Source organism: uncultured Mesonia sp., assembly GCA_947499595.1.
Taxonomy (GTDB): domain Bacteria; phylum Bacteroidota; class Bacteroidia; order Flavobacteriales; family Flavobacteriaceae; genus Mesonia; species Mesonia sediminis.
The window spans coordinates 45,308-71,088 of record CANMOY010000004.1 but is presented as its reverse complement, the minus strand read 5'-3'; the positions used below and the strand labels follow the sequence as shown (position 1 = coordinate 71,088).

The 25,781-nt window shown below is 36.4% G+C and carries 26 protein-coding genes; 18 read left to right on the top strand and 8 right to left on the bottom strand.

Annotated features, from left to right (window positions below; all coding sequences use genetic code 11):
* From tatC to lptB, 3 genes are read left to right on the top strand one after another with little or no spacing between them, the layout of a single operon-like run.
* A complete protein-coding gene (gene tatC, locus ACH2AZ_RS06030) occupies positions 1-852 on the top strand; it encodes a twin-arginine translocase subunit TatC (RefSeq protein ID WP_394907093.1) in 852 nt (283 codons plus the stop codon).
* A complete protein-coding gene (locus ACH2AZ_RS06025; RefSeq protein ID WP_147862784.1) occupies positions 845-1,201 on the top strand; it encodes a carboxymuconolactone decarboxylase family protein in 357 nt (118 codons plus the stop codon). Before tatC ends, ACH2AZ_RS06025 begins: the two co-directional genes overlap by 8 nt.
* A 7-nt stretch (positions 1,202-1,208) precedes the next feature.
* The gene (lptB, locus tag ACH2AZ_RS06020) at positions 1,209-1,946 is read left to right on the top strand and encodes an LPS export ABC transporter ATP-binding protein (protein WP_379046206.1); all 738 of its coding nucleotides are present in this window, start codon (positions 1,209-1,211) and stop codon (positions 1,944-1,946) included.
* Between the two features lie 2 nt (positions 1,947-1,948).
* Here lptB and ACH2AZ_RS06015 read toward each other — a convergent pair whose 3' ends face one another.
* Complete coding sequence (locus ACH2AZ_RS06015) at positions 1,949-2,695, bottom strand: CDP-alcohol phosphatidyltransferase family protein (RefSeq protein ID WP_379046010.1); 747 nt, start codon at positions 2,693-2,695, stop codon at positions 1,949-1,951.
* Positions 2,696-2,812: 117 nt separating this feature from the next.
* On the opposite strand from ACH2AZ_RS06015, the gene ACH2AZ_RS06010 reads away from it, so the two are divergent.
* The 5 genes from ACH2AZ_RS06010 to ACH2AZ_RS05990 are packed head-to-tail and all read left to right on the top strand — an operon-like array spanning position 2,813 to position 6,745.
* Entirely contained in the window at positions 2,813-3,886 is a 1,074-nt protein-coding gene (locus tag ACH2AZ_RS06010) for a PorV/PorQ family protein (RefSeq protein WP_379046013.1), read from the top strand.
* Positions 3,873-5,495: an apolipoprotein N-acyltransferase gene (gene lnt, locus ACH2AZ_RS06005; RefSeq protein ID WP_394907092.1), complete on the top strand. Its 1,623-nt coding sequence runs from the start codon at positions 3,873-3,875 to the stop codon at positions 5,493-5,495. The genes ACH2AZ_RS06010 and lnt overlap by 14 nt, the downstream gene beginning before the upstream one ends.
* Before the next feature lie 53 nt (positions 5,496-5,548).
* Positions 5,549-5,887: a TM2 domain-containing protein gene (locus tag ACH2AZ_RS06000; protein WP_147862788.1), complete on the top strand. Its 339-nt coding sequence runs from the start codon at positions 5,549-5,551 to the stop codon at positions 5,885-5,887.
* A complete protein-coding gene (locus ACH2AZ_RS05995) occupies positions 5,887-6,294 on the top strand; it encodes a DUF2752 domain-containing protein (protein ID WP_394907091.1) in 408 nt (135 codons plus the stop codon). Before ACH2AZ_RS06000 ends, ACH2AZ_RS05995 begins: the two co-directional genes overlap by 1 nt.
* 1 nt (position 6,295) lies before the next feature.
* Complete coding sequence (locus tag ACH2AZ_RS05990; RefSeq protein ID WP_394907090.1) at positions 6,296-6,745, top strand: DUF4870 domain-containing protein; 450 nt, start codon at positions 6,296-6,298, stop codon at positions 6,743-6,745.
* A gap of 168 nt (positions 6,746-6,913) precedes the next feature.
* Here ACH2AZ_RS05990 and ACH2AZ_RS05985 read toward each other — a convergent pair whose 3' ends face one another.
* The 6 genes from ACH2AZ_RS05985 to dapF all read right to left on the bottom strand — a co-directional run bounded on the left by ACH2AZ_RS05985 (position 6,914) and on the right by dapF (position 12,703).
* Positions 6,914-8,428, bottom strand: a complete 1,515-nt coding sequence (locus ACH2AZ_RS05985; protein ID WP_394907089.1) for an NADP-dependent isocitrate dehydrogenase — start codon at positions 8,426-8,428, stop codon at positions 6,914-6,916.
* 458 nt (positions 8,429-8,886) lie between these two features.
* Positions 8,887-9,690 carry a hypothetical protein gene (locus ACH2AZ_RS05980; protein ID WP_394907088.1) on the bottom strand — a complete coding sequence of 268 codons (804 nt, stop codon included), beginning with the start codon at positions 9,688-9,690 and terminating at the stop codon, positions 8,887-8,889.
* 50 nt (positions 9,691-9,740) lie between these two features.
* Positions 9,741-10,181: a hypothetical protein gene (locus ACH2AZ_RS05975; protein WP_394907087.1), complete on the bottom strand. Its 441-nt coding sequence runs from the start codon at positions 10,179-10,181 to the stop codon at positions 9,741-9,743.
* 179 nt (positions 10,182-10,360) lie between these two features.
* Positions 10,361-11,407, bottom strand: coding sequence for an endolytic transglycosylase MltG (gene mltG / locus ACH2AZ_RS05970; RefSeq protein ID WP_394907086.1), 1,047 nt, complete (start codon positions 11,405-11,407; stop codon positions 10,361-10,363).
* Positions 11,397-11,927 carry a GNAT family N-acetyltransferase gene (locus ACH2AZ_RS05965; protein ID WP_394907085.1) on the bottom strand — a complete coding sequence of 177 codons (531 nt, stop codon included), beginning with the start codon at positions 11,925-11,927 and terminating at the stop codon, positions 11,397-11,399. Before ACH2AZ_RS05965 ends, mltG begins: the two co-directional genes overlap by 11 nt.
* A complete protein-coding gene (dapF, locus tag ACH2AZ_RS05960) occupies positions 11,921-12,703 on the bottom strand; it encodes a diaminopimelate epimerase (RefSeq protein WP_394907084.1) in 783 nt (260 codons plus the stop codon). The genes ACH2AZ_RS05965 and dapF overlap by 7 nt, the downstream gene beginning before the upstream one ends.
* Positions 12,704-12,819: 116 nt before the next feature.
* Here dapF and ACH2AZ_RS05955 point away from each other — a divergent pair, with 116 nt between their 5' ends.
* The 6 genes from ACH2AZ_RS05955 (at position 12,820) to ACH2AZ_RS05930 (ending at position 20,079) form a co-directional block, all read left to right on the top strand.
* Positions 12,820-14,223: a S1C family serine protease gene (locus ACH2AZ_RS05955; protein ID WP_379046043.1), complete on the top strand. Its 1,404-nt coding sequence runs from the start codon at positions 12,820-12,822 to the stop codon at positions 14,221-14,223.
* 132 nt (positions 14,224-14,355) lie between these two features.
* Positions 14,356-15,804 (top strand): glyceraldehyde-3-phosphate dehydrogenase, encoded by a 1,449-nt coding sequence (locus ACH2AZ_RS05950; RefSeq protein ID WP_394907083.1) that lies wholly within the window; start codon positions 14,356-14,358, stop codon positions 15,802-15,804.
* Between the two features lie 129 nt (positions 15,805-15,933).
* Complete coding sequence (locus tag ACH2AZ_RS05945) at positions 15,934-16,524, top strand: hypothetical protein (RefSeq protein ID WP_394907082.1); 591 nt, start codon at positions 15,934-15,936, stop codon at positions 16,522-16,524.
* 9 nt (positions 16,525-16,533) lie between these two features.
* On the top strand, positions 16,534-17,214 hold the full coding sequence (trmD, locus tag ACH2AZ_RS05940; RefSeq protein ID WP_394907081.1) for a tRNA (guanosine(37)-N1)-methyltransferase TrmD: 681 nt from the start codon (positions 16,534-16,536) through the stop codon (positions 17,212-17,214).
* Positions 17,215-17,318: 104 nt separating this feature from the next.
* Positions 17,319-17,678: a 50S ribosomal protein L19 gene (rplS, locus tag ACH2AZ_RS05935; protein WP_147862801.1), complete on the top strand. Its 360-nt coding sequence runs from the start codon at positions 17,319-17,321 to the stop codon at positions 17,676-17,678.
* 178 nt (positions 17,679-17,856) lie between these two features.
* Positions 17,857-20,079 (top strand): NADP-dependent isocitrate dehydrogenase, encoded by a 2,223-nt coding sequence (locus tag ACH2AZ_RS05930; protein WP_379046055.1) that lies wholly within the window; start codon positions 17,857-17,859, stop codon positions 20,077-20,079.
* Positions 20,080-20,250: 171 nt separating this feature from the next.
* Here the strand turns inward: ACH2AZ_RS05930 and ACH2AZ_RS05925 are convergent, their stop codons facing one another.
* A complete protein-coding gene (locus ACH2AZ_RS05925; protein ID WP_147862803.1) occupies positions 20,251-20,505 on the bottom strand; it encodes a type B 50S ribosomal protein L31 in 255 nt (84 codons plus the stop codon).
* A 169-nt stretch (positions 20,506-20,674) separates the two neighbouring features.
* Between ACH2AZ_RS05925 and ACH2AZ_RS05920 the strand changes: the two genes are divergently transcribed.
* Genes ACH2AZ_RS05920 through ACH2AZ_RS05905 form a run of 4 tightly spaced genes read left to right on the top strand, consistent with a single transcriptional unit; the run spans position 20,675 to position 25,781 of the window.
* On the top strand, positions 20,675-21,196 hold the full coding sequence (locus ACH2AZ_RS05920; RefSeq protein WP_394907080.1) for a DUF4199 domain-containing protein: 522 nt from the start codon (positions 20,675-20,677) through the stop codon (positions 21,194-21,196).
* An 18-nt stretch (positions 21,197-21,214) separates the two neighbouring features.
* The gene (locus ACH2AZ_RS05915; RefSeq protein WP_394907079.1) at positions 21,215-22,168 is read left to right on the top strand and encodes a glycosyltransferase family 2 protein; all 954 of its coding nucleotides are present in this window, start codon (positions 21,215-21,217) and stop codon (positions 22,166-22,168) included.
* A gap of 56 nt (positions 22,169-22,224) precedes the next feature.
* Positions 22,225-23,946 (top strand): phospho-sugar mutase, encoded by a 1,722-nt coding sequence (locus tag ACH2AZ_RS05910; protein ID WP_394907078.1) that lies wholly within the window; start codon positions 22,225-22,227, stop codon positions 23,944-23,946.
* 8 nt (positions 23,947-23,954) lie between these two features.
* Positions 23,955-25,781: an ABC transporter ATP-binding protein gene (locus ACH2AZ_RS05905; RefSeq protein ID WP_394907077.1), complete on the top strand. Its 1,827-nt coding sequence runs from the start codon at positions 23,955-23,957 to the stop codon at positions 25,779-25,781.

Genomic DNA, 25,781 nt, shown 5'->3' with positions numbered 1-25,781 from the left:
ATGGCGACAAAGACAAAGAAAAATCCTCAAGAAATGTCATTTCTAGATCATCTAGAAACCTTGAGATGGCATTTAATTCGTTCAATAATCGCAGTGGTAGCGGTTGCTTTTATCGCTTTTTTTTTAAAGGATTTAATTTTCGGAATTCTATTTGCCCCTAAGGAAGCAGATTTTATCACCTATAAAGTTTTATGTAATATGGCGCAAAGCCTTGGTCTAGATGAGAGTTTTTGTTTTGACGAAATTCCGTTTAGAATTCAAAGTAGAACTATGAGCGGACAGTTTTCTGCACATATGTGGACCTCTATTACCACAGGTTTTATTGTGGCTTTCCCTTATATCCTGTTTGAACTTTGGCGTTTTATTTCACCGGCTTTACACCCCAATGAACGCAATGCATCCCGAGGTTTTATAGTTATCGCCTCACTTTTATTCTTTTCGGGGGTACTTTTTGGTTATTATATTGTTTCACCCCTATCTATAAACTTCTTAGGTAGCTACCAAGTAAGCGAGCAAGTTTTTAATGATATTGACTTAAGCAGTTATTTCGGATTAGTTCGCGCTTCGGCACTGGCTAGTGGCGTGATTTTTGAGCTACCCATTATAATTTACATTTTAACCCGTATAGGCTTGGTTACACCAGAGGTACTTAAAAAATATAGAAAATTTGCCTTGGTCGGAATTTTAATTTTATCGGCCATCATAACGCCTCCAGATATTGCTAGCCAAATAGTCGTGGCCATACCGGTTTTAATTTTATACGAGATAAGTATATTTATTTCGGGTTATGTCATCCGTAAAGAAGAAAAAAAATTAAAGAAAGAGAAAAATATTATCCGAAAAAATGAGTAATCAAGTAGAAGAATTTAATACGTACCGCGCCAAGATGAACACCAAAATCTTAGGTGAAAACAATAAAGTTCTAAAACGAATTTTTAATTTAGACACCAACGCTTTCGCGGAAGGAGCTCTAGATATAAAAACCAAAGAGCTACTAGGTCTAGTAGCTTCGTTAGTGTTGCGTTGTGACGATTGCGTACGCTATCATTTAGAATCAAGTTTTAAAAATGGCGTAAACAAAGATCAAATTATGGAAACCTTAAGTATTGGTACACTTATAGGTGGGACCATCGTGATACCTCACCTACGAAGAGCACACGAATACTGGGAAGAATTAGAAAACCACTACTCAAATCAATAACGATATGATGAAACTGCGCGCAGAAAACTTGATGAAATCCTATAAAGGTAGAAAGGTAGTTAAAGGCATCTCGGTAGAGGTAAAACAAGGTGAAATTGTAGGCCTATTAGGTCCCAACGGAGCAGGAAAAACCACTTCTTTCTACATGATTGTTGGTCTTATTAAACCCAATGGCGGTAACATTTTCTTAGATCAAAAAAATATTACCAATTACCCCATGTATAAACGCGCGCAAAACGGTATTGGTTATTTGGCTCAAGAAGCCTCTGTTTTTAGAAAGCTTAGCATAGAAGATAATATTATGAGTGTATTGCAACTTACCAAACTTTCTAAAAAAGAGCGTCAATATAAAATGGAGAGCCTTATAGATGAGTTTAGTCTAGGACATATTAGAAAAAACCGAGGCGATTTATTATCGGGAGGCGAACGCCGACGAACAGAAATTGCTCGAGCCTTAGCCACAGACCCAAAATTTATCTTGCTAGACGAACCTTTTGCTGGGGTAGATCCAGTGGCCGTTGAAGATATTCAGCGTATTGTCGCACAACTCAAAGATAAAAATATAGGTATCCTTATAACAGACCACAACGTGCAGGAGACCTTAGCCATTACAGATAGAACTTATTTAATGTTTGAAGGTAGTATATTAAAACATGGGCAACCTGAAGACTTGGCCTCTGATGAAATGGTTCGCAAGGTGTATCTAGGACAAAATTTTGAATTGCGTAAGAAAAAACTTTTCTAAGCTTAAGCTGATGCCGATTTTCGCACAAAAACACTTAACAACACATAACCCAAGATAATACAAGGAACGGCCAAAAACTGGAAAAAACCTATACCCAATACACAAGCGAAAACAAACAGAAATCTAAACCAGTTTTCTTTAAAATTAAGGTTCTTGAACTTCAACGCAAACAAAGGAATTTCTGCATTTAAAATAATCGCGCTAAAAACACATAATCCAATCAACACTACTGGCAACTTTGTAACCGTTGCTAACCAAGATTCGGGATGGTAGTGAATTATAAAAGGTAAACTAAGAATTAATAAGGCGTTGGCGGGCGTAGGCAAACCAATGAAAGAACTGGTTTGTCGCTCATCTATATTAAATTTAGCCAAGCGATAAGCCGAACCTAAGGGTATTAAAAAAGCAAACAAAGACCAGGCATAAAAAGATAAATTAAAAGTTTTATCCTCCCAATTACTGTATAAAATCGCACTATTGGCAGGCAAATATTGCTCCAACAATTGAAACACGATTAAACCCGGCACCAAACCACTAGTTACCATATCGGCCAGCGAATCAAGTTGTAAGCCCAAATCGCTTTTGACATCTAAAGCTCTAGCAGCCAACCCGTCAAAGAAATCGAAAAAAATTCCTAGGCATATAAAAATACCGGCTAATAACAATTGGTTATTCAAGGCGCAAACAGCCGCTATACTTCCTGAGAGTAAGTTGAGTAAGGTTATAAGGTTAGGAATATGTTTTTTCATAAGGTATTAGGTGTTTCAAACAAATCAAATATAGCCTGTACACGATAGCAAAAGCAATATAAAGCACAAAATTAAGTTAATAAAAAATAAAATAAGATATTTGCAAAAAAGAAAACCTTGACAAAACAGGCGCTTTATATTCTAATTCTACTCCTAGGCATCGGTTTACAAGCACAAACGGCTCGTAAATATTCTAACGAATTTTTAAACATAGGAGTAAACGCAGCTGCATTTGGAATGGCCAACGCCGTAACCGCCACTACAGACGACGTGTATGCTGGATATTGGAACCCCGCCGGACTCACCCGCATCGAAGATCACGAAATTGCGCTAATGCACGCCAACTATTTCGCCAATATCGCCAATTATGACTACCTAGGATCGGCTTTAAAAATAGATGACGAAAGTAGTCTTGGGATACACGTTTTGCGTTTTGGTGTAGATAATATTTTAAATACTACACAACTTATAGACGATCAAGGTCAAATTGATTATGACCGTATTAGCCTATTCTCGGCGGCAGACTATGCTTTTACGTTTTCTTATGCCAAGAATTTACCGCTCGAAGGTTTTTCTTTTGGTGTAAATGCCAAAGTGATTCACCGCATAATAGGTGAATTTGCTAATTCTTGGGGATTTGGGCTAGATGCTGGCATTCAGTTTCAAGGCAAAAACGGGTGGGAGTTTGGTGCTATGGCACGAGATATTACTACTACCTATAATACTTGGAGTATCGATGAAGATGCCTACAGCCAAGTACAAGATGCCGTTGAAGGGCAAAACCAAGAATTACCAGAAACTACAGAAATAACTTTACCAAAACTGCAATTAGGAGTGGCCAAAAATTTTCGCATTCGATACGATTGGGACATTAAAGCAGCCCTTGATTTGCAAATGCGATTTGCACAAACACAAGATTTAATAGCAACAGAAGCGGTAAGTGTAAGTCCTGCACTTGGCTTTCAAGTAGGCTACCTAGACTTGGTTTATTTACGAGGCGGTGTAGGTAACTTTCAAAATGTAGAACAACTTGAAGGCGGTTCAAAAGTTGGTTTTCAGCCAGGATTCGGGTTAGGTTTTAAATACAAGGGAATACATATAGATTATGCCTTTACCGATATTGGTGATCAAAGTGTAGCGCTCTACTCTAATGTATTCTCACTTAAAATTGACTGGCGTGTTTTTAGATAAGTTGTTACCAAAAAAAGTACTTCAAAAGTTGACTTACTGCGTTTTAAGCGGTTTACTTTTGGCTTTAGCCTGGCCTACTTACGGCTTTCCTTTATTATTATTTTTAGGATTTGTTCCTTTATTATTGGTAGAGTACCAGCTGCTTCTAGAAAACAAAAAAAGCAGTGTGGTTTTAGGCTATGCTTTTACCACTTTTCTGGTGTGGAACAGTATCACCACCTTTTGGATCTACTACTCTACTGCCTTCGGGATGGTGTTCGCCTTATTGGTTAACTCCTTGCTTATGAGTTTGGTGTTTTTCTTATTTCACAAAGTGCACCACTGGTCTCACAACAACCGAATTGCTTATATTTTTCTGGTAGGATGCTGGATTGGATTCGAGTATATGCATTTGCATTGGGAATTTTCTTGGCCTTGGCTTAATTTAGGAAATGGTTTTGCTACTTATTATCAATGGATTCAATGGTATGAATACACGGGCACCTTTGGCGGAACCCTTTGGGTCTGGTTGGTTAATTTGCTAATATTTTTCAGCTTAATGGCAACGCAACCAAATAGAATCAACATACTACGAGCGATGGCTGTTTCTTTTGTGCTTTTACCCATTGGTGTTTCTTATCTCATTTTTCCCGATTACGCTTCCGCGGAAACTAAAGAAGAATATATAGAGACTTTAATTTTACAGCCCAATATCAATCCGTATACAGAGAAATATAACACTACCGATAAAAGAGTGGGCGATTTATTACTAAAACTAACAGAAGAAAAAATAACTTCAAACACCCAATTAATACTGGCCCCAGAAACGGTTTTTGCCGATGGAACCAATATTGATTCTTGGCCTTTTTCAGTTGCTAAGCGACAGGTAGAAGAATTAAAAAACAAGTACCCGAACACCGCTTTTATTGGAGGCATTTCATTTTACAAATTAATTAAAGATGAAGCTAAAATAGAGCAACAAACCAATTTTGCGCGTCCTGGTCTTTGGTTTAACGATTACAATTCGGCTGTTGCAGTGGTTCCCGGTCGTGAAGATGCTTTTTATCACAAATCAAAATTAGTGGTTGGGGTGGAGAACTTTCCTTATCAAGATTGGTTAAAACCCATTTTAGGGAATATAATGATAGATTTAGGTGGTACAGTAGCTATGAAAACCACTCAACCCGAACGTAGCGTTTTTGAGCTAACCGACCAAACCAAGGTGGCTCCTATTATTTGTTATGAATCGGTTTATGGTGAATATGTAGGAGGCTATGTAAATAACCAAGCACAAATTTTGGCGATTATTACCAATGATGCTTGGTGGGAAGATACGCAAGGCCATCAACAGCACTTAAGTTATGCGCGTTTACGTGCTATAGAACAACGTCGATCGGTAGTTCGTAGTGCCAATACTGGTATCTCTGCGGGCATACTACCCAACGGAGAAATCACTCAAAAATTAGGCTATGAGAAACAAGGCAGTCTTTTGGTTAATCTACCGCTTGAGAACAAAATTACTTTTTATGCCCGTTTTGGCGACTACGTCGCTAGAATAGGTATATTCCTTGCTGTTTTTAGCTTTCTGTTGGCTTTAAGTCAAAAGTTTCGAGACAAAAAAATAAAATAAGTTAAATACTAGCTTATTTTTTATTAAAATTGTCTTCTAATATAAAAAACATCATGGAATCACAGAAAGTAGACATGTTCATTATGAGTAATGCCAAATATTTTGAAGGGCATCAAATACCACAAATTCGCAAAAGGCTTCTCGAATTAGATGACAATGCTTGGCTCAACCTCCAAAGCATTCAGTTTAAAGACCCCACCACTTCGCTTATTGTTTCTTTACTGGCAGGTGGCTTAGGTATAGATCGATTTTTAATTGGTGATACCGGCTTGGGCGTGGGGAAATTAATTACTTGTGGTGGTTTTGGTGTTTGGGCCATTGTAGATTGGTTTATTATTATGGGTGCTACCCGTCAAAAAAATCTTGAAAACCTTTACAGAGTGCTATTATAATGCATAGCAGACCTAAGATTTACAGTCTTTTTTTAGTATTCTTAGGCGCTTGTTGGACTTGGATCGCCTTGAACCTTTCATCGATTCTTGGTACATCTTCTAGTTGGAGTGTTTGCATTTTTAAAAATACCACTGGTTTAAATTGCCCCAGCTGTGGTTTAACTACTGGGGTAATTTATTTTCTAAAAGGGGAGCTAAATGCGGCACATCAAGCACATATTTTAAGCCTGCCAGCACTCTTGGTTTTAATAGGTCTTTCATTTATTTGGTGCATAGATATAATAGGTAAAAAGCGAAATCTCTTAAATTTTTATAGCAAATTTGAGGGTTTGCTTAAAAAACCATTATATTTATTCCTATTTTTAACATTAGTTGCCATCGTTTGGCTCTTGAACTATCTTATTTAATATGTACCTTAAAACCGAAAACCGTATTTATGAAAGCGAGTGCGAACGTGCGAGCAATTCTTATTTAATGTCATTAGTAGGAATTATCGTTGGTTTACCGCTACCTATAATTAACGTTATTGCTACTTTTTTTTATTTATTGAGCCAGCGAAAAAGTACTTTTTTTGTTCGTTGGCACGCAACTCAAGCGTTGTTGTCCCAATTGGTTTTACTCCCTTTTAATAGCATATTGGTAATTAGTACCATCTTTTGCATCCAAACAGATGTGGGTCCCTTGAAAATATTTTACTGGTTTTATCTAGGCTTTGTGTTATTGCTTAATTTAATTGAATTTATTTTCACAATCATCATCGCAGATCGCGTAAGAAAGGGGCATCACATGCGTTGGCCTATTTTGGCATCGATTACCGATTCCTTGGTCAGCAAAAATCAATATTCAAGCGGATTTTAAAATTACTATTTCATTTAATACATCTCTTAAAAAAATTAGCCAATTAAAAATATTGGCTAATTTTTTTTAAAAGAATGGGCTAGGAAAAACTAAAGGGACAAAACAAAAACGCTAATAACAAGAAAACTTCGCTAGCCCAAACTTTTAAAATTTAGTGGATTGTTCACCTTACTCCCCTTGCCCTAGAGAGAAACCACGCTGACCATCAAACTCATATAGATTTTCAGTTTTAATAACATCAAAATCAGAGGCTTGTAATTCTACCAATAAATCAATCACATCAGAATAATTTATTGTTAAATACTGTGGGCTATCATTTTTTAATTGCACTTGTTGGTTTACAAACCTACAACGCCAATGGTCTGTACAATAAGTTTCTGGGTTTCCGTTAGGAAAAACCTTTACTCCACGATTGGTTATCATTTTTAATTTTAAACCGTTGGATGTTGCTTTCTGCAATTGTTCACCAATTACTTGCGGGTTGTTACCCGCCCAATCAATAAATACATCCACTCCTACCAGTTGCTTTTTTGCGATTTTTCTTTTGTATTCAGGAATTTGAATTTCACCCGTTCCCTCATTTAGAGCGCTAACTTTTAAATGTTCAGGCGCTTGTCCCAAACGCTCAATAACCGCATCGGCAAATTCATCTGTATTTACCCGTTGGGCACTGCATTTATCATCATAAATATCAGGTGTATGGATACCGTCTTCAATAGTTTTTAACCAGGCGTTCTTGATTCTATCGGCTAGTTTTGTTTGTTTTAAATGAGCCAATAGCATTACTGCGGCATTGATAAGACCAGACGGATTGGCAATTTTTTGCCCCGCTATATCAGGAGCCGATCCGTGAATAGCCTCAAACATGGCCACTTCCTTACCGATGTTTGCCGAACCCGCCATTCCTACAGAACCACCGATTTCGGCTACAATATCAGAAATAATATCGCCATATAAATTAGAAGTCACAATTACATCAAATTGTTCTGGTCTTGCAGCCACTTTAGCAGAGCCTATATCTATAATTTGCGAATTGCTTTCTATATCTGGATATTCCTGAGCTATCTCTTTAAACACTTTATGAAACAAACCATCGGTAATTTTCATAATATTGTCTTTTACCATGCAAGTTACTTTCTTGCGGTTGTAAGCGCGTGCGTATTCAAAAGCATAACGAATTATTTTTTCGCTACCCGGACGGGTAATTAATTTTAAACATTGATAAACGTCTTGGGTTTGGCGATGCTCAATACCAGCGTATAAATCTTCCTCGTTTTCACGGATTACCACGATATCTAAATTAGGAAAGTTAGTTTTTACGAAAGGATGTAAAGCGCTTACTGGTCGAACATTGGCAAATAACCCTAAAGATTTTCTCAAAGTTACATTTAGACTTTTATAACCTTTCCCTTGAGGGGTAGTAATGGGCGCTTTTAAAATAATTTTATTGCGAGAAATTGTTTCCCAAGCTTCTCCACTTATTCCTGCCGTATTTCCTGCTAGATAAACCTGTTCACCCACTTCAATAGGCTCGAAACTTAAGGGCGCTCCACTTGCTTTTAATATTTTTAAGGTAGCCTTCATAATTTCTGGACCTATACCGTCTCCATAAGCAACCGCTACTTTTGTTAGCGCCTTATCTGATTTTTTTAAGTCTTCAACCTTTGTTAACTCGTTTTCCATTGGGTTTGTTTTATAATTACATTACAAAGATGAGCAAAAATTACATAAGTTTTTATTTATGTTTTTAATGCCAAACATAAACAATTGTTATGATTTTATTTTAAAATCAGCACAATGAGAAGGAAGTCAAACAAATATTTTAGTCTTTTAATATGCTTACTAATCGTACCAAGCTATTCCTGCGCAAATCACTATTTCTGCTAGTTTAAGCATTATTTACTAGCTTGGGAAAATAAACCCAGCAGTTTGTGATTGCAAACACCGCAGTTTATGATTACAAGCTCAGCAGCTTACGAACACAAGCACAGCAGTTTGCGATTACAAACACAGCAGTTTGTGATTGCAAACACAGCAGTTTGTGATTGCAAACACAGCAGTTTATGATTACAAACCCAGCAGTTTATCTAAAATGAAAAATTTTAAAATTTTTTAAAAAGAATTTATAAAAATAAATAATCCTACAAATCGGTTATGAGGATGCGATTATCGCTTAATCTATATTCGAAAACAGTTTTTAAGGCCGAGGAATAAACCTTGAAATGATCTAAACCATATAGGGGCGCATATAATCTAAATGTACAAATGTCGGTAGCCGTGATATACGGCGTAGTTTTTACATGAGAGTGCATTGCTGAACTGATTTTTTGTTCATCAGTTTTGGGAATATCTATAGGAATAAAAGTATTATGAAACTTTCGCCAATGACTAATCTTCCCCTCTTGATCGGCAACAAAAAGATAATCATTGCCTAATGGAATCCTATTTTCTTGGCTCGTTCCCAAAATCAAATACAAACGATATTGAGCTTCGCCTTCCAGTAATACTAAATTAGGGCTGCAACCCTCGGGAATTGTAATATCTTTATGCTGAGTAAAAATTTGATTAAGAATTTTATTTTTGATATTCCACAGATTCAACTCGGTTTTTGAAAGTGTTCGTAGTTCTTCGTTAAAACTAGGTTTTCCCTGCCCTGCAGCCGAACTAAAACCGTATTGCGCCATAACTTTTTCCTGATTTTTCTCTAAAAAACTAACGTAGATACTATCGTTTTTTTCATATACCAGATATCCTCCATATTGCGCTTTTAAATGATTTTGCTGCATTAACAAATCGGTTGCCTGCCAAGCAGCCCATTCATAGGCATAAAGCTTATCGGCTTCTTGTACAATAGAATCTAATTTTTGTTGGCTAGGCAAAGATTCGCTCTGTGCGTACATTCCGAAAGCCAAGAATATGAAAAAACTTCGTATAAAATAGGTCAAACTCAAATGGATTTAGTTTTTAAAATACTGATTTAATCTTTATTTCAAATTTAGCAAAAGTGACCATCCCAGTCAATTCTGAGACTTTCACCCCTTTTCTGCACGCAGTTGTCTAGGTAAAACCCTATAAGTCCGCCTACGATCATCCCAATAAAAAGAAAAAGGAAACCAAAAATAAAAGCCGCCAAACCTCCTACTAGAACACCGATTTGCGTGTAGTAATAATTAGGTGTTAGCTTAAGTTCTCGCTTAAGAAATTTAAGTAATTTATGGTATTCCTTTTTGACATGCGTTTTATGTCCATTGATTTGAAAATTCTGATACAACAATTGAAGCTCATTTTCTAGGCGTTCTCTTGCAAAATCATCGAGTTGCCTTGCTTGTAATTCATTTATCAGGCGAATAAACTGCTCGGTATATTGCTGGTTTCTCTTAGATAGCGGATTTGCTCTAAAGTCAACCAAAAATTCTTTAAACTGTAATAAGGTCATTTTTCTTTTATAATTGAATACTCCCTAATAAAAATTAGAGGTGCCGAATTGAAATTCTACTTTTTAAAGATAGATAATTTTTTACAAAAAACTACATAGAAAATTAAATCAAAATTCTAAAAAATCCGCTTTAAGCGATATAAACCAACGTAAGATAAAGAATTTTATAGAAAAAAAATCTAACGCTTTATACCCATTTTGTTTATCCAGGCCACATACTTGCGTTTGTTAGCATTGTGCTGCGCTAAGGTTTTGGCAAACATATGGAAACCTGGTTTTTCTGGATTTGCTACAAAATAAAAATATTTATGCTTTTCATAGTTTAGCACGGCATCTATACTAGAGATATCGGGCATTGCAATGGGTCCGGGAGGCAGGGTTTTGTATTTGTATGTATTGTATGGACTATCTATTTCTAAGTCTTTATATAGGACCCTTTTGATTATGGTATCAAAAGATTTGTTTTGTAACTTGATGGCATAAATAACTGTAGGATCTGCATCTAATTTCCAGCCGTTATTATATCTATTCATATATACCCCGGCTACGCGTTTACGTTCACTAACTTTTGCGGTTTCTTTTTGAACAATACTCGCTACGGTAATTACCTCTTGTTTTTTGAGTCCTATTTTTTTTGCTTGTTGGGTTCGTTTCTCGTTCCAAAATCGTTGGTATTCTTTAAGCATCCGTGCTCTAAATTCGTCTGCAGAGGTGTTCCAATATAATTCATACTGGTTAGGAATATACATCGCTAAAGCAGTAGCAGGTTTAAATCCGTTTTCTGCTAAAAAAGTAGCGTCTTTAAAACTATTTAGCAAAGACAAACTATCGGCTTCTATTTGTTGTGCTACACGTCCCGCCAGATTTTCTAAGCGCTCCTGATTATTAAATACAACAGCTACGGGTGTATTGGCACTGCGCAATGTATTTACTATGTCATTATTGCTCATACCTCGGCGTAAAATATATTTCCCTGGTTTTAGGTTTTGCATATAGCCTTTTTGCTTGGCCACCATATGAAAACTTTGGGCATCTTGTAGCAAAGGTTTTAATTGCTTTAAAACATCTTTCTCATAATTAGGTTTACTGGGAATATAGATTGCCTGAGTTTCGCTTTCAAAGGCAGTATTGGGTGCAAAAATACTTTGATAAATATGGTAACTAAAGAAGCTAAGCACCACAATGCCTAATACCGCGATAATAACAAGAATTTTTTTAATATACATGATTAATAAGTTGATATAAATATTGGTCTTTAAAAGTTCCTTGACACAGCACCCAATCTTTTTGCACGCCGGTACGTTTAAAATTGAGTTTTTCAAACAATTGAATACTGGGGTGGTTATCGGCTAATATACCCGCGTAAATTTGATGCACTTTTAAATGTTCTTGGGCAAATTCACAAGCTTGCTTTACCGCCGTATAGGCATAACCTGATTGCCTGTATTTGGGATCAAAAATAATAACTCCTAGCGCAACCCTTCGGTTTTGAGGATCAAAATCATAAAAATCTAATAGACCTATGTTCTTATCCGCTTTAAGCGAAATAACCAAGCGTAATTGCTTAACTTCATAAATATCACGATGTGATTCGGCTAAATATTGCCTTAATATATGGCGTGAAAAAGGCTTTTGCGTGCCGCTGAGATGCCAATATTGACTATCATTTTCTACCTGTTCTATAAAATCTAAATCTTCAGGTTCTAATGCACGCAGGTATATAGTATCTTCTGGATTGCTTAACATGTGATACTGCCTTTAAAAACTTGTTGAGCTGGCCCTTTTAAAAAGACATTAGTAAAGCCTCGTTCTTTAGGAATAAAGGAGATCTGCAAAGAACCACCTAAGGTTTTTATTGCTACTGGGCTTTTGATTATTTGCTTGCTATGATATGCGACTAAAGCGGCAGCCGTTACACCTGTACCACAAGATAAAGTTTCGTCTTCTACGCCTCGCTCGTATGTTCTAACAAAGAGACCTTTTGGTTGTACTTCTACAAAATTGATATTGCTACCTTCTTTACCATACAAAGAACTGTTGCGAATTTCTTTTCCGTTTGCATAAACGGGGAAATTGACTAAATCATCAACAAAAGCCACGTGATGAGGTGAACCCGTATCAGTAAAATAGGCGTTATCGCTTACTTTTTTTACAAACGATACGTCTTGCATTTGCAAACTTACCTCATTGTTTTCTACAGCCGCAGCGTGTAGTCCATCTACAGCCATAAAGTGAGTTTCTTCTTTAAAAATACCCAAAAAATGAGCAAAATGAACCAAGCAACGCCCACCGTTACCACACATAGTACTTTCTTTACCATCGGCATTAAAATAAACCATCTTAAAATCAATTTCTTTATGCGGATGATTCTCTAAAAGAATAAGTCCGTCTGCTCCTATGCCAAATTTTCGGTCACACAGCCTAGCTATGAGTTTGGTATCATTTTTGAAAAATTCTTTGCGATTATCTATAAGGATAAAATCGTTACCGGTTCCTTGATATTTGTAAAATTCGAGTTGCATAAGTGGACTTAATTGCCGCAAATATACAACCTTTCATGATTTCTAGGAGCCGTTAAGGTAGCGTTAAGTTTGTAACATCAGAAAAATTATAGCGTATTTTTAAAATAAAAAGAATTATGAAAAGAAACTTGCAATTACTTTTAGTTGCCGTTTTGGCTAGCGGCATATCTTTATTCTTGTACCAACAGTATCTTTTACCTGTTACCGAGGTTGCCCAGCAAACGGTTTCAAAATCTAAAGTAAAAATTGAAGATACTCTGCCTCAAGATACCGGAGTTAAGTTTGTAAAGCATTTTAATAGCAGCGACGCTGATTTTACCCAGGCGGCCAAGAAAACCGTTCACGCAGTGGTACACGTAAAGAATGTAAGTATTGGAAGAGCACCAAGAACCATACAAGAATACCTGCGGGGTATGCGAGGAGGTCGAGCAGTGCAAGGAGCTGGTTCTGGTGTGATTATAACCGAAGACGGCTATATTGTGACCAACTATCATGTTATTAAAGATGCCTCTGAAATTGAGGTAACGCTTAACAACAATCGCAATTACAAAGCAAAGCTCATTGGTGCAGAACCAAACTCTGACATCGCTTTACTTAAAATTGAGGCCAAAGATTTAGAGTATTTAACTTTTGGCGATAGTAATGACACCCAGATTGGCGAGTGGGTGTTAGCTGTTGGTAATCCGTTTAATTTAACTTCTACAGTAACAGCCGGAATTATAAGTGCAAAAGGGAGAAATTTGGGTGCCGAAACAGCCGGTTTACCTTCTTTTATTCAAACTGATGCTGCCATAAATCCAGGTAACAGCGGTGGCGCTTTAGTTAATATTAATGGCGAGCTCATTGGCATAAATACGGCCATCACTTCACAAACAGGCAGTTATATAGGGTATGGGTTTGCTGTACCAAGTAATAACGCAAGGAAAATTGTAGAAGACCTAATTGAATATGGAAATGTAAAACACGCCGTACTAGGCATACAAGCAGCCACTATCAACCCCAATATGGTAGAAGAAAATGAGCTTAAAATTTCGCAAGGGGTTTATGTAGCTGGTGTTTCTGATGGTGCAAAAGAAGCCGGTTTAAAAAAAGACGACTTAATTACCAATATTGATGGTTTAAGAGTCCGTAAACTAGAAGATCTCACTTCGTATGTTCAAACTAAAAGACCCAATGATGTGGTAAGCATTACTTTTATTAGAAATGGTAATGAAAAAACAACCGAAGTAAAGCTAACCGAGTTTGAACGATTACGCATCATCAAAGCAGGTATTGAGATTGGTAACGCCTCTAGTGAGTACCTCCAGTATTTTAAAGCAAAATACGGTGTTAAAATATTAGGCACACTCAACGACCGCATTAATATTCCCGATGACCAATTTATCATAACCAGAATAGACGATCAAAAGATTTCGAGCGTGAAGGATGCTAAAAGAATAATTCAAAACAAAGCCGAAAACGAAAAAACCAAAATAACTTTTAAAGACCGTCTTGGCCGAGAAGAAAGCTATTATTTTTAATCGGTGTTTATATTAAAAACATAAAATCCTCTTTTAGCTTTAAAAGAGGATTTTTGTTTATTATACATGCCATTACATTTAAATGTATATTTTTGCACAGACTTTTAATTTTCATAACACAACAAAACAAAAATGAGTCAGCAAACAACTTACGAGAAAGAACTTGCTTTCCAGGCCGATAGACGCAAGGCTACAGTAGAGTTCATAAAAGTATTAAATGATTTATGGTACGATAAATCGATAGAACTTGTTCTTTTTAAAAATCAATTATTAGATCAAAACGTTAGCGAAATTCTTTATTTGCACGAATACGCTGGAGAATTTGTTCAAAAACCAATTTCAATTTTTGACAGTGTAGAGATTGCTAAAGCGATAAAAGACTTAGACCTTCCCGCCTCAAAATTAGACATAGGCAAACTCACTTACGAGTTTCAATTAGACAAAAATGAAGCCAACAGCGCTACATCATTTGTATCAAAAAAACTTGCTAAAGCAAAAGAATTTGCTGGCTTTGAACCTAAAGACGTGGTGCTTTACGGATTTGGGCGTATTGGTAGGCTATTAGCTCGCGAACTAATGATGAAAACCGGTAAAGGTAGCCAACTGCGCTTGAGAGCCATTGTGGTAAGAGGAAAAATTGATAAAACCGTTCTTGAGAAAAGAGCCTCACTTTTAAAAAGCGATTCGGTTCATGGTGATTTTTCTGGTACAGTAAAAGTAGATGAAGCCAACCAAAGTTTGATTATAAACGGAACAACCGTTCATATTATAAGTGCCAACCAACCAGAAGATATTGATTATACCCAATACGGAATCAACAATGCTTTGGTTATTGATAACACAGGAGCATTTAGAGATAAAGAAGCTTTACAAAGACACTTGGTACCAAAAGGTGCAGACAAGGTGCTATTAACAGCTCCCGGCAAAGGAGTTCCTAATATTGTACATGGTGTAAATGAGTTGGAGCACAATCCAGATGAAATTGACATTTTCTCGGCCGCATCTTGTACTACTAACGCCATTACCCCAGTACTTAAAGCAATTGAAGACACTTTTGGTGTAGAACACGGACATTTAGAAACTATTCATGCTTATACCAACGATCAAAACTTGGTAGACAACATGCACAAAAAATACCGAAGAGGTCGAGCAGCTGCCTTGAACATGGTTATAACCGAAACAGGAGCCGGAAAAGCAGTGTCAAAAGCTCTACCTGCCTTAGAAGGTAAACTAACTTCTAATGCTATTCGTGTGCCAGTTCCTAATGGTTCATTAGCTATTTTAAACTTAGAAATAAACAAGGCCACTAGCTTAACAGAACTTAATGATGTTTTAAAGCAATATGCTTTAGAAGGTAATTTGGTAGAGCAAATAAAATATTCTATAGATAATGAGCTGGTATCGTCTGATATTATAGGATCATCGGCCCCCTCTATTTACGACAGTAACGCCACAATCGTAAATAAAGATGGAAAAAACATCATTCTATACATTTGGTATGATAATGAATACGGTTATAGTCACCAGGTAATCAGATTAGCAAAATACATCGCCAAAGTAAGACGTTTTACCTATTATTAATGGCAGCAGACTAAAATTAAGCAAACCCGTACTTCAGTACTGGTTTGCTTTTTTTGTTTAAAATAAATACAAATACCACTTTAATTACAATAATGCCGATTATAAATCGTTTTGGCAAGAAAAATTTTTATGAATAATATTCTTAAACTCTCGGTAACCTTTTTGCTATGTTTTTTCGCTTTAAGCGGAATACGAGCTCAAGATAGTGTTCAAAAAGAACCCACTATTAATGAACAGTTCAGCGAACTTATTGAAAACGCCAATAACTACCAAGAATATAAAGTTGTTAAACACGCTTTACTACTTCAGCTTCAAAAGAAAACAAAAGTAAAGATCGATGGGTTGAATAAAAACATACAACAACTTGAAGACAGTTTAAGTGCTAAGCAAAATAGAATTGAGAAGCTAAATCATTCTTTATCTTCTACCCAAGAAGATTTAGACTTGGTAAATAGTGAGAAAAATAACATACAATTTTTAGGCATATCAACCGATAAATCAACTTATCAAAGCATTATGTGGGGGGTTGTATTCGTACTACTAATTATCTTATTGTTTTTTATCTATAAATTCAAGAGCAGTAACGCAGCGACGAGAGAAGCCAAGGAAAATCTACAAGAATGCGAGGCTGAGTTTGATGATTATAAAAAAAGAGCTCTAGAAAAACAGCAGCGTCTAGGCAGACAACTGCAAGATGAAATCAACAGAAATAAAGCATAAGAAACGGCCATGCGCATAGACATCATCACGGTTGTACCGGATTTACTCAAGAGTCCCTTTGAGGCTTCCATTTTAAAACGAGCCATAGAAAAAGGTTTAGTTGCTGTCCATTTACATAATCTGCGCGATTACGTTAGTGACAATTACAAACAGATAGATGATTACCAATATGGTGGCGGCGCAGGAATGGTGATGATGATAGAACCCATTGATAAATGCATTAGTCATTTAAAATCACAACGCGACTATGATGAAGTGATTTATATGACACCCGATGGCAAAACATTAAATCAAGGCACAGCCAATCAGCTTTCGCTAAAAAAAAATATAATCATTTTATGTGGGCACTATAAAGGCGTAGACGAGCGCGTTCGTGAACATTTCATCACACGCGAGATCTCTATTGGTGATTATGTTCTCTCTGGTGGCGAATTAGGAGCAGCGGTATTATGCGACGCTGTGATACGCTTGATACCTGGAGTATTAGGAAACGAGACCTCTGCCCTAACCGATTCTTTTCAAGACAACTTATTGGCTCCACCCATCTATACGCGCCCTGCTGAATACAAAGGCTGGAAAGTACCCGAAATATTGACAACTGGTAATTTTCCTAAAATAGAAGCCTGGAGAGAAAAAAAAGCCTACGAACGCACCCAAGAACGCAGACCCGACCTATTAAAAGACCAATAAAAATTGGTTATTTAAAAAAATAAAATTATTTTTGCACGCAATTCTAAAACAACCTCTGGCGAAATACGTGTATGTTGATTAGAAAAATTTTAAACCATAAAAACATGGAATCTTTAATTAAATTTGTTCAAGACGAATTTGTAACCAAGAAAGACTTCCCAGAATTTAAAGCGGGAGATACAATCACGGTTTACTACGAAATCAAAGAGGGACAGAAAACCCGTACACAGTTCTTTAGAGGTGTGGTAATTCAGAAAAAAGGAACTGGAGCTTCACAAACTTTTACCATTAGAAAAATGAGTGGTACAGTAGGTGTTGAAAGAATTTTCCCTATCAACCTTCCTGCACTTCAAAAAATTGAAGTAAACAAAAGAGGTAAGGTACGTAGAGCTAGAATTTTCTACTTTAGAGAACTTACTGGTAAAAAAGCACGTATTAAAGAGCGTATGCACAAAGCTAAATAAGCCTTTTTTACATTACAAAACAAAGCCTTTTTTCTTGCGAAAAAAGGCTTTGTTTTTTGTAATTTTTCTAAACTTTTATCCTTTAAATTAGGCGTATAATTAACTATATTTGCTCCGATTTTAGTGCTGACTTTAAAAGAGTAGCGCAAATGCATTTAATAATTAAAAATAAACAGTTATGGCAGACCAACCCAAGATAATGTACACCAAAACAGACGAAGCTCCTTTTTTAGCTACGCATTCACTATTACCTATTATCGAAGCTTTCACCGCTTCCTCTGGTATAGATGTAGAAACCAAAGACATTTCTTTGGCCGCTAGAATTCTAGCTGTTTTTCCTGAAGTTTTAAAACAAGACCAGCGTGTACCCAATGCCTTGGCTGAATTAGGTGAATTGGCAAAAAAGCCAGAAGCAAATATTATTAAATTACCCAACATTAGTGCTTCGGTTCCTCAATTAAAAGCTGCCATAAAAGAGTTACAGGCAAAGGGCTATAACCTACCAAATTATCCCGATGAGCCACAAAATGAAAAAGAAAAGCAAATCAAAGCTACCTATGATAAAGTAAAAGGTAGTGCGGTAAACCCTGTGTTGCGCGAAGGAAACTCAGATCGTAGAGCACCACAAGCCGTTAAAAATTATGCCAAAAAGAACCCACACCGCATGGGAGAATGGTCAAAAGATTCTAAAACACGCGTAGCAAGTATGAGCTCGGGTGATTTTAGGAACTCAGAAAAATCGACTACCCTAAAACAAGCCGGTGAGGTTAGCATAGAATTACATCAAGATAATAACGAAGTTCTGGTATTAAAACCTCAAACCAAACTTCTAAAAGGTGAGGTTATTGATGCTTCTGTACTAAGCAAAAAAGCTTTAATTCAGTTTTTAAAAGAACAGGTAAAAACTGCAAAGGAAGATGGCGTATTGTTCTCCTTACACATGAAAGCTACCATGATGAAGGTATCAGACCCTATCATTTTTGGACACGCGGTAAAAGTGTTTTTTAGCGATGTATTCGAAGAGTTTGGAGAAGAGCTGGAAAAAGCAGGTGCCGACACAACCAGTGGTTTTGGTGATGTGATTAGAGCAATCAATACACTACCTGAAGAATTACAAAAGAAAATAAATGCCAAAATTGAGGAAACCTATGCCGAAGGTCCCGCCTTAGCCATGGTAGATTCAGATAAGGGCATTACCAACTTACACGTACCTAGTGATGTGATTATTGACGCTTCAATGCCAGCTATGATAAGAACTTCAGGTCAAATGTGGAATGCCGAAGGCAAAACACAAGATACTTTAGCCGTGATTCCAGATAGCAGTTACGCCGATTTATATGAAGCAACCATTCAATTTTCTAAAGAAAACGGAGCTTTTGACCCGACTACTATGGGTACCGTACCCAATGTTGGCTTAATGGCCCAAAAAGCAGAAGAGTATGGTTCTCACGATAAAACCTTCGAAATCCCAGCGAATGGAACGGTTAAAGTCGTAATGAACGGTGAAACTCTTTTGGCTCACGAAGTAGAAGAAGGTGATATCTGGAGAATGTGTCAAACCAAAGATGCTCCTATTAAAGATTGGGTAAAGCTTGCCGTTTCGCGTGCAAAAGACACCCAATGGCCAGCTGTTTTCTGGTTAGATAAAAATAGAGCCCACGATGCCGAATTAATCAAAAAAGTAGAAACTTACTTAAAAGATTATGACACCTCAGATATAGACATCCGTATAATGAATGTCGCTGAAGCTACTCAATTTACTTTAGAGCGCGTTAAAAGAGGTGAAAATACTATTTCGGTAACAGGAAATGTTTTACGAGACTATCTAACCGATTTGTTCCCTATTTTAGAATTAGGAACAAGCGCAAAAATGCTTTCAATTGTACCCTTGATGAATGGAGGCGGCTTATTTGAAACCGGTGCCGGCGGATCTGCTCCAAAACACGTACAACAATTCTTAGAAGAAGGCCATTTAAGATGGGATTCTTTAGGAGAGTTTTTAGCATTGTCGGTTTCTCTTGAACACCTTAGCAAAACCTTTAACAACAAAAAAGCATTGGTGTTATCAAAGGCGCTAGACGAAGCTACCGATAAATTTTTAGACAATAAAAAATCCCCTTCTCGTAAGGTAAATGAATTAGACAACAGAGGCTCACACTTCTATTTGGCTATGTATTGGGCAGAAGCTTTGGCAAATCAAAAAGAAGACGAAGCTCTACAAAAAGAATTTGGAAGAATTGCCAAAGAGTTAAAAGCTAACGAAACAGTTATTCTGCAAGAGCTTAACCATGCCCAAGGTAAACCAGTTGATATCAATGGCTACTATTTCCCAGACGTAAAGAGAACTTACGAAGAAATGAGACCTAGCAGCACTTTAAACAAAATTATCAATAAAGCTTAAGCTTATATTCCTTTAAAAGAAAGCCATTAGTGTAAAAACTAATGGCTTTTTTTTATTTTTAAATATGAAGCATCTCCCTACCCTTAAAAAAATTTAATTGCTTATTCTTAGGCATAAAAAAAAGCCAAATTCTAGTAGAATATGGCTCTTTAAATATGTGTCAAACAAAGTTTAGTTTTTCTTAAACTTCGCGTATTTGTTTTTGAACTTATCTATACGTCCAGCGGTATCAATTAATTTCTTCTTACCAGTATAAAATGGATGAGAAGTTCTAGAAATCTCTAATTTCACTAGCGGATACTCTGTACCGTCTACTTCAATAGTTTCTCTGGTTTTTACCGTCGACTTAGTAATAAAGACTTCTTCGTTAGACATATCTTTAAAAGCTACAAGTCTATAATTTTCGGGATGTATTCCTTGTTTCATCTTCTTAAACTTTAAATCTTATGATTTTTTCGAGGTGCAAATTTAAACAATTATCAGAATAAAACAATATTTTTCCAATAATTATTTTACAAATATAAACTTTTTATTCTAACCCTGTAACCTTTTCCTATATTTGTACACCTATAAAGAAATCAATCCTTTTTTTCCTATGCAAAATTCTACTAATCTTAAATCAGTTGCCAGCAATTATGGGCTTTATTTAGCTTTAGCCGTAGTACTCATCTTTAGTTTAGCTTATGCCCTTTCGGTTGAAATGTTTACCAAATGGTATTTAAGTCTAATTCTCTTTTTTGTCCTTGTGGGATTTGGAGTAGCCTCCACAAAGGCTTGTAAATCGGCTGCGACCGAAATATTTTCATTCAGAAAAGCTTTTACTGCCTACTTTATTTGCGTAATCATCGGCTTGGTAGCACAAAGCCTTACACAGTTTAGTATTTTTAACCTTATTGATCCCGAGGCAGGGGCTTATATCGTAGAATTTAGCAAAGAACAAGTGGCCGATACCATGGCAAAATTTGGTTCAACTCAAGAACAAATTGATTTGACAATAGCCGGTATGGAGCAAGAAAATCAATTCTCTTTAAAAAATCAAGCCATCGGCTTGGCTACCAATATTGTATTTTACTCGATCATCGGATTAATTGTTGCTCTTGTTTTTAGACAAAAATAACCCGACAACTTATAATTTATGCAGCTTTCTATTGTTATTCCTTTATTAAACGAAGAAAAATCAATACCCGAGCTTTATCAATGGCTGGTTAAGGTGCTCGAAGCTAACCAATTTAGCTTTGAGGTTATCTTTATCAACGATGGCAGTCAAGATCAATCAGGTAAAATATTAGATGCTTTAGGAAGTCAAGATTCTCGAGTACGGGTTATACATTTTCAAAAAAATTACGGGAAATCTCAAGCATTGCATGCCGGATTTTTAAAGACTAAAGGAGAAGTAGTAATTACTATGGATGCAGACTTGCAAGATAGCCCCGAGGAAATTCCAGAACTGTATTCTTTAATTAACCAAGAAGGTTATGATTTGGTATCGGGATGGAAAAAAAGGCGATATGACAATGTGCTTACCAAAAACATTCCCTCTAAATTATTCAATGCCGCAGCCAGAAAAATTAGCGGTTTAAGCTTACACGATTTTAATTGCGGACTTAAAGCTTATAAAAGCGAAGTGGTTAAAAATATTGAGGTTTACGGCGAAATGCATCGCTACATTCCGCTACTGGCCAAAAACCAAGGTTTCTCTCATATTGGTGAAAAGGTAGTTAAACACCAGGCGAGAAAGTACGGCTCTACCAAATTTGGCGCAGAACGTTTTATTTTTGGTTTTTTAGACCTTATAACCATTTGGTTTTTTTCAAAATTTGGTAAACGTCCTATGCATTTATTTGGCTCAATGGGTGTGCTTATGTTCCTTATCGGATTTATAACGGCCTTCATTATTGGAGCCGCTAAAATTTATAAACTATGGCATAATATTCCAGACATTTTGGTTACCCAAAACCCTTGGTTTTATATTGCTTTAAGCGTTATGATAATAGGTAGTTTGTTTTTCCTTGCCGGATTTTTAGGCGAACTCATTTTACGCACGCAAAAAAATCAAAAACGCTATAAAATCAGTAAAACTGTAAATTAAGGCCCTAGCCTATTTAATAATATTTACTTTTGTAAACACACTTAACAACAAGTTGAATGGATGCAATTAAACAAAAAGCACAAGTGTGGCTAAATAGCCCATTTGATCAAAATACAAAGCAACAAGTACAAGCTTTAATAAATGAAAACCCAGAAGAACTTAAAGACGCATTTTATAAAGATTTAGCCTTTGGTACAGGAGGTATGCGCGGTATTATGGGGCCAGGTACCAATCGGATAAATCGGTATACGCTGGGAAAAAACACCCAAGGAATAGCAGCCTATTTAAAAAAAACCTTCCCTAATGAGGCCTTAAAAGTTGCGATTGCCTATGACTGTCGGCACAACAGCCAAAGTCTAGCACAAACAGTTGCCGATGTTTTTTCGGGTAATGGTATTGAGGTTTATTTATTTGAAGATTTAAGACCTACACCCGAACTTTCTTTTACCGTAAAGCATTTAAAGTGCCATTGTGGTATTGTATTAACTGCAAGTCATAATCCGCCTGAATACAATGGCTATAAGGTATATTGGCAAGATGGCGGTCAACTGGTTCCCCCGCAGGATCAAGAAATTATCGCCGAAATTAATCAACTTACCTACGACCAGATTGTTTTTGAACCAAAGCCCGAATTGATTCAAAATATAGGTAAAAACCTTGATGAAGCCTACATCAATACGGTGCTAGAAAAAGTAACTTTTAATACCCCAACTAAAGCTAAAAAAGAATTAAGTATTGTTTTCACTAGTTTACACGGTACTTCAATTACCCTTATACCAGAAGTTTTAAAACGCGCAGGCTATGAAAATTTACATATTGTAGAGGCTCAAGCAACTCCCAATGGCGATTTCCCTACTGTAAAATCTCCCAATCCAGAGGAACCAGAGGCACTAGAGATGGCACTAGAATTGGCCGAGGAAGTTAATGCAGATATCGTAATTGGTACAGATCCAGATAGTGACCGCCTAGGAGTTGGAATTCGAGATAAGACAGGAAAAATGATCTTGTTAAACGGTAACCAAAGCATGGTGCTAATGACCAATTTTCTTTTAAAACAATACACTCAGCAACACGAGTTAATTGGAAATGAATTTATTGCCTCTACCATTGTTTCTACTCCGCTTATGCAGAAACTAGCTGAACATTACCAAGTGGAATGTAAAGTAGGTTTAACCGGATTCAAGTGGATTGCCAAAATGATTAAAGATTTCCCTGAACAGAAATTTATTGGTGGTGGCGAAGAGAGTTTTGGCTATATGGTAGGCGACTTTGTTCGAGATAAAGACGCGGTGAGCGCCACATTATTAATGTGTGAAATGGCTGCTCTGGCCAAGCATGAAAACAAAAGTATTTACGAGCAATTGATAAGTATCTATACAACGCACGGTTTGTATCAAGAACACTTGGTTTCGCTTGTTAAAAAAGGAATTACAGGTGCTCAAGAAATCAAACAAATGATGGAGGATTTGCGCGCCAATCCTCCAAAAGAAATTAACGGAGTCAATGTAATTCGCCTCGAAGACTATTCTACCTCATCAGCACTAGACCTAAGTCAAAATAAAAAGAGTATTTTAGACATTCCTAAAAGTAACGTTTTGATTTTCTATTTAGAAGACGGAACAAAAATTGCGGCTAGACCTAGCGGAACAGAACCAAAAATAAAGTTCTACATTAGCGTACAAACTCCTTTGGCCGATGCAGATAAATATAATCAGCAAAAAGAAATTTTGACGCAGAAAATAGCCCAAGCCCTAACCTATTTTAGACTTAACGATTAAGTATTGTAATGAATTATATTAAAAAGATTTTTCCCTTTGTGCTCCCCTATAAAAAATATGCTTTTTTAAATGTTATAAGCAATATTTTTTATGCGCTGTTTAGCACTCTTTCTATGATATCACTTATCCCTATGTTAAAAGTGATGTTCTCTAATGCAGAGCGGGTAACCAATGAGCCAGAGTATAAAGGTTTAATGCATATTTCAGATTATTTCGAGAATTATTCCAACTACTTCATAACCACCTACACTGCACAAAATGGTGGGGTGGCTACGTTAACGGTATTGGTTATTCTCATTATTAGCCTGTTTTTACTTAAAAATCTTTTTAATTATGCCGGTTTATATTTCATCGCCTTTTTGCGCAACGGCGTTTTACGGGATTTACAAAACAAACTTTACCATAAAATTGTAGCTATGCCCGTAGCTTTTTATAGCGAAAAAAGAAAAGGAGATACCATTGCAAGAATGACCTCAGATGTTGAAGAAGTGCAACGTAGCTTTTTATCTATGCTTGAATTGGTGGTAAAAGAGCCGTTAACCATTTTATTTACAATTATCGGTATGTTAGCGCTTAGCCCACAACTTACGCTATTTGTTTTTATCTTTATTCCTCTTTCAGGCTATATTATTTCGTTAATCGGAAAGCAATTAAAGAAAAAATCAGATGATGTACAACGTGAGCGTGGGCAAGTTTTATCTAATTTAGAAGAAACCCTTTCTGGACTAAAAATCATAAAAGCCTTTAATGCTGAGGAGCGATTTGGTAGCAAATTTGAAAATACCACCAACAGGCTATACAATTTTTCAAATAGTCTCATGCACAGACAAAATCTAGCCTCACCAACCAGTGAGTTTTTAGGTATTATTGTTATTGCCATTTTACTTTGGTATGGCGGAAAAATGGTGATTATAGATGGTAATTTAGACGGGGCAACCTTTATAACCTATATGGGGCTGGCATACAATATTTTAACTCCCGCCAAAGCCATTAGCAAAGCATCGTATGCGGTTAAAAGAGGTAATGCTGCTGCAGATCGGGTTTTGGAAATTATTGAAAATGATACAATTTTAAAAGATCAACCCAATAGTCTTAAAAAAGACAGTTTTGATCAAGGTATTCAAATCAACAACCTATCTTTTGGTTATGATAAAAAACAAGTACTCAAAAATTTTAATCTCGAGGTACAGAAAGGTAAAACAGTAGCCTTAGTGGGTCAATCTGGAAGTGGCAAAAGCACCATAGCCAATTTAATCACTCGTTTTTATGATATTGATCAAGGTGAAATTCTAGTTGATGGAGTGAATATTAAAAATATTCAAAAGAAGAGCTTACGCGGATTAATGGGAATGGTAACCCAAGACTCCATTTTATTTAATGATAGTATTTACAACAATATTACATTAGGCAAACCTGATGCCAGTGAAGAGGAAGTAATTGCCGCTTTAAAAATTGCCAATGCTTGGGAATTTGTTTCTGATCTACCAGAAGGCATTCATACCAATATTGGTGACGCTGGAGGTAAACTAAGCGGAGGCCAAAAACAACGACTTTCTATTGCTAGGGCAGTACTTAAAAATCCGCCAATAATGATTTTAGACGAAGCCACATCTGCCCTAGACACCGAGAGCGAACAGTTGGTACAAAAAGCCCTAGAAAATATGATGCTAAATCGCACCTCAATTGTAATTGCACACCGTCTTTCTACCATTCAAAATGCCGATTTAATTGTGGTTATGAAACAAGGCGAGATTGTAGAGCAAGGTAAACACCAAGATTTATTAGCTGCTCAAGGAGTTTATAAAAATTTAGTCGAAATGCAATCTTTTGAATAA